The 12,858-nt window shown below is 39.4% G+C and carries 10 protein-coding genes; all 10 read right to left on the bottom strand.

Annotated elements, in window-relative coordinates; all coding sequences use genetic code 11:
• Nucleotides 1–131 precede the first annotated feature (131 nt).
• The 10 genes from ACLHDG_RS13825 to ACLHDG_RS13780 all read right to left on the bottom strand — a co-directional run bounded on the left by ACLHDG_RS13825 (nt 132) and on the right by ACLHDG_RS13780 (nt 12,817).
• Nucleotides 132–1,757: a hypothetical protein gene (locus ACLHDG_RS13825; protein ID WP_415406825.1), complete on the bottom strand. Its 1,626-nt coding sequence runs from the start codon at nt 1,755–1,757 to the stop codon at nt 132–134.
• A gap of 25 nt (nt 1,758–1,782) precedes the next feature.
• Nucleotides 1,783–2,319, bottom strand: coding sequence for a hypothetical protein (locus ACLHDG_RS13820; protein WP_415406824.1), 537 nt, complete (start codon nt 2,317–2,319; stop codon nt 1,783–1,785).
• A 9-nt stretch (nt 2,320–2,328) separates the two neighbouring features.
• Entirely contained in the window at nt 2,329–2,616 is a 288-nt protein-coding gene (locus ACLHDG_RS13815; RefSeq protein WP_415406823.1) for a hypothetical protein, read from the bottom strand.
• A 90-nt stretch (nt 2,617–2,706) separates the two neighbouring features.
• The gene (locus tag ACLHDG_RS13810) at nt 2,707–3,363 is read right to left on the bottom strand and encodes a hypothetical protein (RefSeq protein ID WP_415406822.1); all 657 of its coding nucleotides are present in this window, start codon (nt 3,361–3,363) and stop codon (nt 2,707–2,709) included.
• Entirely contained in the window at nt 3,360–4,457 is a 1,098-nt protein-coding gene (locus tag ACLHDG_RS13805) for a tyrosine-type recombinase/integrase (protein WP_415406821.1), read from the bottom strand. Before ACLHDG_RS13805 ends, ACLHDG_RS13810 begins: the two co-directional genes overlap by 4 nt.
• A 287-nt stretch (nt 4,458–4,744) precedes the next feature.
• Nucleotides 4,745–6,043 (bottom strand): TolC family protein, encoded by a 1,299-nt coding sequence (locus ACLHDG_RS13800; protein WP_415406820.1) that lies wholly within the window; start codon nt 6,041–6,043, stop codon nt 4,745–4,747.
• Complete coding sequence (locus ACLHDG_RS13795; RefSeq protein ID WP_415406819.1) at nt 6,044–9,190, bottom strand: efflux RND transporter permease subunit; 3,147 nt, start codon at nt 9,188–9,190, stop codon at nt 6,044–6,046. It abuts the gene before it with no gap.
• Nucleotides 9,191–10,396, bottom strand: a complete 1,206-nt coding sequence (locus ACLHDG_RS13790; RefSeq protein ID WP_415406818.1) for an efflux RND transporter periplasmic adaptor subunit — start codon at nt 10,394–10,396, stop codon at nt 9,191–9,193.
• Between the two features lie 65 nt (nt 10,397–10,461).
• The gene (locus tag ACLHDG_RS13785) at nt 10,462–12,183 is read right to left on the bottom strand and encodes a glutamate synthase-related protein (RefSeq protein WP_415406817.1); all 1,722 of its coding nucleotides are present in this window, start codon (nt 12,181–12,183) and stop codon (nt 10,462–10,464) included.
• A gap of 16 nt (nt 12,184–12,199) precedes the next feature.
• Entirely contained in the window at nt 12,200–12,817 is a 618-nt protein-coding gene (locus ACLHDG_RS13780; protein ID WP_415406816.1) for a hypothetical protein, read from the bottom strand.
• Between the last annotated feature and the right edge of the window lie 41 nt (nt 12,818–12,858).

The following is a 12,858-nucleotide window of genomic DNA, read 5'->3' as shown; positions in this document are numbered from 1 at the left end:
CCACTTTGGCACTTGATTGAGTGTATAGTTTGTGTATAGTTTCTAAAACACTAACTAAATTTAATGCCCTTGTATCGGTGCTTTGCTTGGTAGTGTGAGTGTGTAATTTCAAAAACGCTAAATAATATATACTATGTATCATTTGTGTGTGCCTTTTGCTTTGTTTTTATTACTTCAATATCAGCGTATAAAGTTTTACGTGTTACACCCAACTTTTTTGCAATAGCTGTTAAATTTGGTTCACCATCAAACTTTAAAAACTTTTCATCATTCAATAACTGCATAACCTTTTTTTGTCGTGCTGTTATTTTTAACTGTGTACCGTGTGACATATTTTTAACCCTTTGCTGTATTATTTTTGTTTTAGCTTTGCCCTGCAATTTCATTGGATAGGTTTTATTTGATTGATTAAAAGCTTTTTGCTTATCCATTACCTGCAACACATGATCAAAATAAGCTAATCCCAAATTGCAAGTATCATTAAATGATCTGCTGGGTGCAATGATGTTTTGATAGGTTGCATAAATAGCAGCTTCAACAAACAAGTAATGATTAAAAACATAAGTCGCTGTTTGCTTGTATCGGTAATAGTGTTCGCTTTTTTGTATGCCCTGTGGTATGTATGCCGTTGGTAGTGTTACATTTTTTGTTATTGGGTGCAGCGTTGCAGTATCCAAAAGGTTATGATGTGCTTTAACTGTTGGTTGGTGCAGCACTTCAAAGCCTGTTTGCACTAAATACACTTTAGCAAGTAATAGTTGGTAAATATCCCCTATGTTTGATACACTGTATCCCCAAATAACGCTTGTATCTGTTTTGTATGAGTAATCACCTATCTTTGGTATTAAAGTGCTTATTTTGGCTTGTGGTGCATTATTCAAAATGATTGAGTAGTTATAGTGATCATGTGTAATACTTGGTATCAATGGTATAAAGTTGGTGTTGATCTTCACATCACCACACACCGCACAAAATATCTTTACCCTGCCATTGCTATTATGATAAAAGGTTGCACTTGGATTATTGTCACTATGGTTTGGGTTCGGGCAATAGCATGATTTATTTTCACCAATACCTATAAGCTTTTTGGCTTCAAATATTGGAACGGTGCTACCATCTGCAAACCTTACTAACTGATTGCTGTCAATATCGTTATTAAGTGCCGTAACCTCATCATGGACGGCTTTTAAATGTTTGGGTATGTTTAGGGCTACACCATCATAAAAGCTTGATAGATCATCATAGTTGATAAAGTGCCTGTTAATATTTGCGGGTGCTAAAAATGATACATTGTTAAAAGCTACTCTATTATCAATCTTGGTTACATCAATACCCACCGTATTTAAAATATAATGTGCAGCTTTATTAAATGCTTTTTTACCTGTAGGCAAATAGCTGTCAAGTATAATGGCTATATGTCTTTTATAAGTGTATTGATCTGCACTCTTGCTGGGTACACTTACAAAAGAGATATTTAACGCTTTTAGTTTTGCTTCGATAGTTTGATAATATGGTGCTTCGCCTGTTGCGGGTGCTATGTCAATATCCACAAAATACACATTTGCCATTGCTTGCAAATAGTTGCCGTGTCGGTGTCCATTGCTAAACAATCCAATAGCCACCGCCTTACGGTTCATTACCTGCATAAGCTGTTGAGGTGTTGTAAGCTCGGTAACTTCATAGCCGTTAGTAGTTGCTTTGTTACTACCCTTTGCGGTTGATAATAGTATTTTATTGTTTGTTATGATACAATTCATCACGCGATTTTAAAGGCGGGGTTTGCTATTCTCCCGCTTCCTCATCACTTAATTTTGTCTGTGTTTTTTCCTCTAAATCATTATCAAAGCCCGTGTCTGTGGTACTTGTTTTGTCTTTGTTTATTTTGATTTTCTTTAGCTGTGGACTTGATACAAATAACGGTAACATGATCTTAGCTGCTGTGATATGTTCATTATCAACACCACGTACACTATCTTTTATACGGCTATTACTTTGCAGTAAACGGCTTTCATCACCTGCAAAGTATTTGGTTAGCTTTCGTGTTTGTGTGATCGTATCATCATCTAAAAAATCATAGATACTAAGCTGTATAAATAAAGATACTTCATTCTTCTTTCGTAAATCATAGTCTGGGTTATCAACTAAAAACATATTACGTAACCGTGCTATTGAAGCCACCGCCCTAAACTGTTCACGGGTTAATGTATCCCAACCCCTGCTTGATAAATAATCATTTACCATATTAAGATCGCCATTATCAATACCGTAACGCTGTGGGTTTTGTGTAAAGCTATTCGCTACAAAATCTTTGCTATTCATTTTGTATGCCTATGCTGTTTGTACTGTTTGTGCTGCAAAATACTCCGCTACTGTACGTAACGAAAAAAGCACGCGGGCGTTGCGTTGATGTCCTATCTTCTTGTAGCTTGGTACACCGTAACCTTTTGCTATGTAGTTATCAACTGCACTTACACTACAATTTGCTATTGCTGCATACTGCTTTTTATTAATATTCATTCCGTAACCCTCTGCACGTAGATCATCAAAGATTGTTTGTGCTTCAGGTGTAGAAAGTGCTTTAAATGCTATGTTAGATTGTTTTGTGGTAGTTTGCATTTGCCTATCCTTATGTGTTTAAGATAGGTCAATTTTAGCAGTTGATAAAGTAGTTTGATAGGGGTTATCTCCGCACTTTTGCGGAGATAGTTATTTGTTTTTAATTAAGTCCTCAATTAACTCAATTGTCATTTCTTCAAAAGAACCTTGACTCTTTGGCATACGCTTAGCATCGGAGATTACAGTTATAATATCCTTGATAACACTACTATTAATAGCCTTGTTGGGTAAATTTTTAACGTATCCCCTAAGACCCCTTGTTAATCCGAGGACAAGTGACTTTATTGCTTCGTTTTTGTGGATTGGTATATCCATTGTACCTAATCTAATGCCCGGATTAAATTTTGATATATCATCTATTTTATTTCTGATTGTTTTCATATCGCGATTATAATCCTTTTCACTTATCCCGCTTTCTTCAAATTTAACAATATCTACACGTGTAGATATGATCAAGCGAATATCACCCATACAAAGATCATTATTTATGTCAATTATGTAGTCAAGATCATTGATCATATCATCATTAAAACAGTTTTTTAGTACTTTTATCTCATTCCTTATAGTGTTTTCTACCCTGATACAAGCATCTGATATTGCTTTAATAGTTAATGAACTGACTTCGTAGCAACTTGGTCTATATTCAATACCCCAATCCCTAGCCCTTTCATTTTCCTTGAGTGCTTGTTCGAGATCATGTTCAAGGTCTTTAATCTTTTCATTTATCAATTCGGAAGTTATACTCATCTATAAAGCCCCTTTACCGCTTCACTCCCTTGATCGGGTGCTAACTTTGCATATCTCATTGTTTGTGCAATATCTGCATGGTTCATTAATGTTTTGATTGTAAGTATTGGTACACCTGCAATAGCAAGCTGTGAAGCAAACGTATGCCGTAACGTATGAATAACCACACGGTTTTTTGCATCATCTATTTCAAGCCCTACGTTAAACAATTCATCTAATTTAGGTTTTAACCAACGGCGCATTGTACGGCCGGGTATTGGTTCAGCTTTCCCACCAATGAAATAATCATTTAGTTTTAACTGTTTAGTGTAGCTTTCTATTTTGTCCTTATAGTCATCATCATAAAAGGCCGTATATGTGCCACCACTTTTAAGATCAGTGATCGTTACGCTGTTGTTGTTGAGGTTAATATCTTTTTTCTGCATGTGCAATACGCTTTCAAGCCTTGCACCTGTGGTTAAGGCCATCTTTACAAAATGATATAGTATTTCATTGCCTTGCACACTTTCAATTACTTTCTTAACTTCATCAATCGTTAAATAGCGTTCGCGCTTATCATCTTCTTTTAACGGCTTCACTCCTATACATGGATTAATTAACTTTAAATCCTTTTCTTTGATGCTGTGGTTAATTATTGCCTTTAATAGTGTGATCGCACCGTTTACAGTTTTAGGTGCTTTATCTTTGGCTTTTAATGACTTTTGTAATTTAACTACATCATCTTTTGTAACGGCCTGTATATCTTTGCTACCTAATACGGGTTTTATATGTAGTTTATACTTTCCCTTTTGCCTATCGTTGGTTTTGTTTTCATCTGCTTTATCATCAAAATACACATTTGCTAAATGATTAAGTGAAACAATCTCTTTTTTCTTTTTATGTTCCAACGGATCAGCACCGGTTTTAACCTTGTTTACATATTCAGCACGTTTAGTGTTTGCAAACTTTTCATTTACACCATTTGATTTTTTACCAATTGTTACCCATACCTTTTTACTGTTATGATTTTTATAGTTGATTGAATAACTAATATCACCGCTTACTAAGTGGTTAAGATACACACCTGCATACTTATTTGATTTAATACGTGCCATTTTGCTACCCTATTGCTACCCATTATTTATATTTACTTGCAATAGTTTAGCAAACTTTGTATAATGGCAATATTAAAAAAGTGCCTATATAGTGGGGTTTTAGTAGTATTTTGAGATTATTTAAGAAAGTTTGCAATATGTATTATTTAAAATCCCCCTCTCCCGGCCACCAACTTTATACAATCCAACCTAATTCTCAATACAGTGTGTTTTTAGAGATTTTAAAGTATCTCACTAATTTGACGTAACGGACTAAAAGACAGAAGACCTTTTAAACCTAGTGCCTTTTATCGTCCTACTGCAAAATCAAGTTGTGCGATTGCAATATAATAATCATAATACGCATTTACCAACTCTCCCAATGAGTTAATATACCCCTGTTGTGCTTCCTGAAGTTCTATGTAGTCTGAAAGATCATTCTCATATCGTTTTTGCGCCTGAACAAACTTTTTCTTACTGGCTTTTGCAATACTTTCAGAAAGTGTAACGGAATCTTTAGTCCTCCGTACACCCAAACTGGATTCGATCACCTGCCGTTTGATCAGAAGGCGTACCTCATCTACATGGGAAGCTGCTTTCAGAGCAGAGATCTTGGCTTCCTGTACAGAGGCATCCGTTTGATTTCCGGCAAAAAGATTCCATTGCAGATCAACCCCTGCCTGCCATTGTCTCTCTGGTGTGGAAGAAATAAAATCATTATCTACATGTTGTGCTGTATAGTCTCCTCTAAGTGAAAGTGTAGGAAGGTATCCCCCTTTTTCACTCTCTATAAGAGATTTTGAACTCTCTACGAGATACTTGGAACTTTTTAACTCATAACGATGGTCATAAGCAAAACCTTCCAGCTGAGAAAGAGATGTGCTGATCTGAGGAAGATGGCGACTGACATTTGGGAGATCCAGCTTCCTATGATAGAGTTTATAGTTTCCACTGTAGGGAACATACCCCATTGTTTGCTCAAGTATCGCTCGACGCAGCTTGAGTTCATATTCTGAATTGTTTAATTCGAGCTCTGCCTGTGTCAAACGTACTGTAGCATCAGAAACATCGATGATCGTTTTGATCCCGCTATCATAATAACGCTGTGCTCTTCTGAGTTGGCCTTTTTGTAATTCTATATTTTTCTTGTTGACTTGGATCAAACTTTTCATTTTTAAAACATCATAATAACGTGCCTTAATAAGCAAGATCTTATTGGAGATGAATTGATTCATGCTTGCTTGAAGCGCATTGGCTTCCTCATCTGCCGCAGAGATCCTGCCGCTTGTTTTTCCAAAGTCATAAATGAGCTGAGACGCACTAAGACTGCCAAGCAGTGTAGTACCATTCAAGTTATCTTGACCCTTGAAATCCATCCCTAGGCCTCCTGCCCCGGCACCCAGATCCAAGCGAGGGAGATAGTATCCCTCTTGAAATTTGGTACGTTCTATCGCCCTTTTAAAATCAAAGCGGCTTATATCGATATCCGGGCTGTGTTTGAGTGTGATCTCTATGGCTTTATCAATGGTCAATATTTTGCTATTTGCAGAGACAAGCAGTGTTATTGTCACCAATCCTGTCCCTATCCCTTGTATTAAACGTTTCATTTAGATCATCTCCCGTTTTGCTATTTCATCTTCTACAGAGACAAATTTCTCACGCATCGTTGAAAGCAGGACATACAGTACCGGTACCAGAAGGGTACTTACTATGGTTGCCGCCAGCATTCCTCCCAGAAGCCCCACTCCGATTGATTTTTGTGTCACAGCACCTGCACCGCTTGCAAAAGCTAGAGGTGCCGTACCAAATACAAAAGAGAGGATCGTCATCATAATGGCACGGAAGCGAAGTCTTCCTGCCTGAATTCCGGCTTCGATGATACTTTTGCCTGATTCTCGCAGCTCTTTGGCAAATTCAACGATCAAAATCGCATTTTTGGAGGCAAGGGCGATCAAGAGGACCAACCCCACCTGCGCATAGACATTGAGTGGCAGTCCTGCCATCTTGAGTGCCCCCATGGCTCCGATCATTACAATAGGAACCGAGAGCAAAATCATCAGTGGCAGGATCCATGATTCATATTGTGCAGAGAGTACAAGGAAGACCACCAAAGCTACAAAGAAAAAGACCAGAACCTGGCCCTTGCCGGCAACTTTCTCTTGAAAAGACATCCCTGACCAATCATATCCGTAGGCATTGGGTAACACACGTTCAGCGATCTCTTCCATCGCTGCCATCGCTTCACCGGAACTGTACCCTTGGGCTGGGGCACCGTTGATCTGAATAGATCGGTAGAGGTTGTAGTGGGAAATATTTTGTGGTCCAAGCTGTTCTTGGACAGTAATGAGTGCTGACATTGGTACCATCTTGCCCTGTTTACTTTTGACATAGAGCTTATCAATATCGCTTTTATCACTTCTAAACTCTTTTTTAGCTTGAACAAATACTTTAAAGACCTTACCGTATTTGACAAAGTCATTGACATAAAAAGAACCCAAGTAGGTCTGCATGGTACCAAACAGTGTAGCAACATCAACACCCAGTGCATTGGCTTTCTTGCGGTCTATTTTGATCTCATACATTGGGTAAGAAGGATTATAGGTAGTAAATGCCTTTCCTATGCGAGGGTCTGCATTGGCCTCTTTGATGATCTGCTGAGCATAATGCATGAAAGTATCCATGTCACCTGAGAGATAATCCTGTAACCTGAAATCAAAACCACCTACGCTTCCCAATCCGGTGATCCCCGGCATATTAAATGCAGCAACCGAAGCATCTGATATATGGGCTGTTTTTGCAAAGGTCTTCCTTATGATACTTTCTATATCCAGACCCGGTGCTGTTCTGTTGTCCCAGTGATTCAAAGTGACAAACATTGCTCCCGCACTGCCATCAAGCGATGAAGTGATAACATTATATCCATCAATTGCAATGACATCTTTCACTCCTTCAATACCGGCAACGATCTCTTCAACCTCTTTACGGACATCAACGGTACGTTCGATAGAACTTCCCGGCTTGAGGTTGATAGCGACCATGTACACCCCTTTATCTTCAGAAGGAACAAACCCTGTCGGGGTAGTGATGAACATAAAATAGATCACGCCGAGCAAAGCAAAAAAGAGTGCCAAGACAGCATAGCGAAGCTTGATAAGCAGAGTGATAAAAGAGGTGTATTTGTCGGTCAACCAGCTAAATCCTTTTTCAAAAAGTTCAAAACCGATAAATTTCTTTTCATCCTGATCACGGCGCTTGATGATAATAGCTGCAATAGCCGGTGAAAGTGTCAAAGCATTGAGTGAAGAGACCAGAACAGCAAATGAAATGGTCAAAGCAAATTGCTGATAGAGTGAACCGGTGATCCCCGGTACCATAGATACGGGGATAAAAACAGCGACTAAAACCAGTGTCGTTGAAATGATCGGACCGATCAATTCGATCATCGATTTTTTAACGACCTGAGGCATGGTCAGTTCAGGCTCTTTATACATGATCACTTCAACATTTTCCACAACCAAAATAACATCATCGACGACGATACCTATGGCCAGTATCAGCCCAAAAAGGGTGAGAAAGTTGATCGAAAAACCCGGTGCTATATACATCGCGGCAAAAGCTCCAATAAGTGAAACAGGTATAGCAACCGCTGCGATGACAGTAGGACGCCAGGATTGCAGGAAGATGTAGATAATGACTATGACCAGTAAGATCGCGATAAAAAGGTTAGTGATAACATTGTCAATGGCGACATTGACGTATTCAGTTGTATCATAAGGAATAGCATAACTAATTCCATCAGGAAAACGGCTTTTGACTTTCTCCATTACTTTTCCAACAGCTGCCCTGATCTCCAGAGCATTACTGCCTGCCAACTGATAGATACCGACCAAACCGGTTGGTTTTTTGTTTAAGATGGCATTCCAGTCATATTTTTCAGCACCCAGCTCAATTTGTGACACATCACGAAGATAGACTAATGAACCATCTTTTTTATACTTGATCACGATCTCTTCAAACTCTTCAACCTGCGTCAACCGACCTTCAGCAGTCAGTACATATTCAGTTTGCTGATCCTTATAGGTAGGCGATGATCCGATCTTCCCTACAGCAGCTTGTTTATTTTGTGATTTGATCGCATCAATAATATCACCAGGTGTTAGATCCAAAGCATTGATCTTGTCAGGGTCAAGCCAAATACGCATAGCATATTTCTTCTCACCCATGTTTTCTGCTTTACCTACACCGGGGATACGCTTAATTTCATCAAGTACATTTATATTGATATAATTGCTCAAAAAGGCATCATCATAACGATCATCACCATTGATCGTCACAAAACAGACTGCACTTGGACTCTGTTTATCGACAACAACACCTGTCTGCTTGACTTCAGCCGGCAGTGAAGGAGTTGCCAATGAAACCTTGTTTTGGACATCTACCGCAGCGATATCAAGGTCATATCCCGGCTCAAAATAGACAGTAACTTTGGATTGACCTGTAGAGGTACTTGCTGATTCGGTATATATAGAACCCTGAACACCGTTGATCTTGTCTTCCAGAGGTCGGGTAACAGAGTCTTCAACCGCATAAGCATTCGCACCTGTATAATCAGCCGACACCACAACTGTCGGCGGTACCACATCCGGAAATTCCTGGATCGGTAAAACGACCATAGAGGTTAGACCACCAACAATGATCAGCAAGGAGATGACCATCGCAAGGATCGGACGTTTGATAAAGGTTATAGAAAACATTTACTTTTGTACCTCTTCCATAGGCTCTTCTGGTATCAGCTTATGTTCTTTCATGATTGCGGTGATACCTTTGGTCTTGGTCATATCTTTAGGTGCCAGAAGACGACCATCCTGTATCTTTACCAAACCGGAGATCACTACCTTGTCATTATCTTTCAAACCGCTGGAAATATTGGTGTAATAGCGTGATGAGATACCGGGTGTGACAGAGGTTCGTTTGGCTGTGTTATTTGCATCTACCGTATAGACAAATTTCCCCAGCTGATCTTCAAGGATAGCCTGTGGTGGAACCATGATGAAATCAAACTGATCTGTAACGAAGATATTGATATAGACAAAAGTTCCTGGATAAACAGATTTGTCTTTGTTGTCTATGGTCGCACGCATGGAGATGGTTGATGTCAACGGATCTACGATATTGTTGGAAAAGTCGACAAAACCATCAAGACGTTTGCGTTTAAAAATATCTTCACCCTGACCACGAACTTCGATGAAAGCAGGCAGTTTTTCACGTGAACGGAACTTGTATATCCTTTGAACGTCTTTTTCAGAAGGGCTGAAATAGGTATAGATCTTCTCTGTCTGCACGATCGTTGTCAGAAGGGTTGACTCTCCATACCCTACCAGGTTACCCACATCAACACGGCGGGCACTGACCTGCCCCGATATCGGTGCCGTAATGAGTGTATAGCTCAACTCCAGCTCTGCATTTCTGATCGCAGCATCATCAGCGGCTATCGCTGCGATCAATGCATTACGTTTTGCTTCGTATTGTTCCAGTGTAGAGCGTGCTGCAAGTCCCTCTTTGACAAGAGGTTGATAGCGTTTAACATCCGCTTTTGACAATGCTAGAGCAGCCTGGTCTTTCTCTTTTCTGGATTTTGCAGCGTCCAGATTGCTTTGATACTGGGACTGTTCGATCAAAAAGAGTTTATCACCTTCTTTCACATAAGCACCATCTTCAAAAAATCTCTTTTCCAGTCGACCCGAAACACGTGCCCTTATCTCCTGACTGCTGATCGCTTTTGTCATACCAGTATATTGCACCCAAAACGGAAACATCTTTTTCTGGACAGTAACCGTCTCAACATTCAGTGGTGGCGGAGCCTTTGGTGCTGTTGCCTTTTTCTCTTCACCGCATCCTGCTAAAAAGAGCAGAGAAACAGAGAGAATCATAGTATATATCTGTTTTTGTAAAATTGCCATTTGAATGATACCTTATCCTTTTATTATAGTTTATCTAAAGTATTTCCCTTTAGAACTAAATGCCATTACATATAAAATTTTTGTTTAAAATACTTCTCGATATCAAAATAGATCTCACCACTGGTATTTTTGTATGTTAGGTTCTTTTTGCTTAGTTGACTGATATGCTCAAAACCCATGACCGCCAGCATTGTCTTCATCCCTTTTAAGAGATTCTTATGATAATTTGCGATCTCATGTCCTTTTCTAACAACAATATAAGAGGCACGCTTTTTTGGATCCTGTGTTGCCATTCCGATAGGACATTGATGACCTCCGTAACCTGAGCACATCCTTGCACGGATACATCCGCCACTCATCATAAATCCACGTGCGATACCTACTGCATCAGCACCCATAGACATCGTAATGATCACATCATCAGGTGTGAGAAGTTTACCAGAAGCAATGATCTTGATATCTTCACGAAGCCCGTATTTACGCAGTGTTGTATCAACAACATAGAGGGCATTTCTGGTAGTGAGACCTATGGATTCCATCAACTCAAGCGGTGCAGTCGCACTTCCTCCTTCTCCACTGTCTACTGAAAGGAAGTCCGGAAGAGGAAGACCGGCTTTTTTCCGCTTTGCAGCTGCTGCCATGATCTGATCAACAATATTCGCATCGGAGATAACGATTTTCATTCCTACAGGTTTTTTGGAGATCTTTTGAAGTTTTCCTACAAAGTCAAGAAGATGATCGGTAGTATCTGCATAAGGGAAACGGTTAGGAGAGAACAGATCTTTACCCTCTTCAATACCACGATAATAAGCAATATCTGCACTCACTTTCACTCCGGACAGTTTTCCTCCAGTCTGCTTCGCTCCCTGTGCGATCTTGATCTCTGTCATACGACAAAAACGCATCACTTTTTCATAACGCTCCTCGTCAAATTTCCCATCTTCATCCCTAACACCATAGAGACCTGAGCTCATTTGGAAAATAATATCAGGGATCGATTCCGGTACTTCTTTTGGAAATGCATCCAGAGGGGCTTTCCAGTTTACACGGAAAAGTACATGTGTCTCTTTATCATAGATGTAGGTATTTTCTGTTCTTTTATGTAAGAGTACTTTTCTATATGCCTTGATCGCATAGGTTCTATTGAATATCTTATCCACGACATTAAATACAAATTCAGCAAAAGGTGTACCTTTGACAATTTCAAGATAATCTGCGTTCTCGAGATCGGGATGAAGTGTATAAAGATGATTTGATGTTAAGCCACCTTCTCCTGTATTCACTGGGAAATGACCGATGGAAGCTCCAAGAGAAAATGCACGTATTGCTTCGGGACTCAAAGAACCATCACTCATAGCAGAACGGACTATGGGACTTTTTGCTACGAAAGGAATCTCTCTGTTTTCTCCGAATGTAACAGAAAAATCATCTGACACTTCATCTTCATTTTTTACATTGACAGAGTGTTTTGCGATGAAGCGTGAACCGGAAAATGGTTGAGCGACTGAAAAAGATTTATAGTTTGGTTTATCTTTGGCAGCTGTATAAACCCAATCTATCTTATCTCTTGATTCATAAAAGGTCTCTTCGGCAAAATATTGACGAAGAGGTTCTCGAAGTGCCTCAAAAAAATAACGAAAACGACCAATGATCGGGTAATTGATGAGTAACTGATGCCTTCTTTGAATAAATCGATCATAAACGTATAATGCGATCAGAGCAAGAAAAAGAGCACTTAAAAAAAACTCTGTAAACCTAGTTAAAAAATCCCATACAGCAGCTAACATACTTATCCTTTTTGTTTTATATATTTAAAGCTTTAGGTCGGTTCATGTCTAGTTTACCTGCAGTCTCACCATCTTTTGTTTCAAAACTCAATGAGGCATCATAAGGAGGTCTATGATCTCTTAACACATCAACCAAATGGCTCAACACAAGACCGTGGTTCCTACCCAGGGGGAATGTCACTTCTTCTATATGTGATTTGTGGATCTTGTCTGCCAATGCATTCAATGCACATTGGTAGGCTCTCTCGTTCGTAACATATTGCAGATAGTAGTCACGCATGATCTCAATATTGCCAAGCCATGCTCTGCGCTCATCTGCAGTGATCGTATCATTCTCTTTGACACGGCTGGTATACTTCTCGATCAATGCATTTGTCTTTTCCTGAACGTTGGCAAAAGCCTCTTCAGGATTGGCACAATGTTTTTTAAGCAGCTCAACCAATTCACTGCCGCTACGCTCTTTCCCACTGACATTGTAAAGATATATCTTTTTGTCCTCTGTCGGCTCGAAACTCAATGCTTCCAAAAGTTCAACAGCAGCATTTAAAAAGGTATATCTGTCTGGTTTAGTTTGGTCAAATGTGACCCCTCTAGCTGAAACTGCTGGTTTGGCACCTACATATTTTAATTCCATCTTTGCTCCTTTTGTATTGGTTTTGCTTTTATATTAAATAT

It is taken from the genome of Sulfurovum iocasae (assembly GCF_047716765.1).
In the GTDB taxonomy this organism is placed as follows: domain Bacteria; phylum Campylobacterota; class Campylobacteria; order Campylobacterales; family Sulfurovaceae; genus Sulfurovum.
The sequence above is the reverse complement of the archived record's forward strand: the minus strand, read 5'-3'. Positions and strand labels throughout refer to the sequence as shown.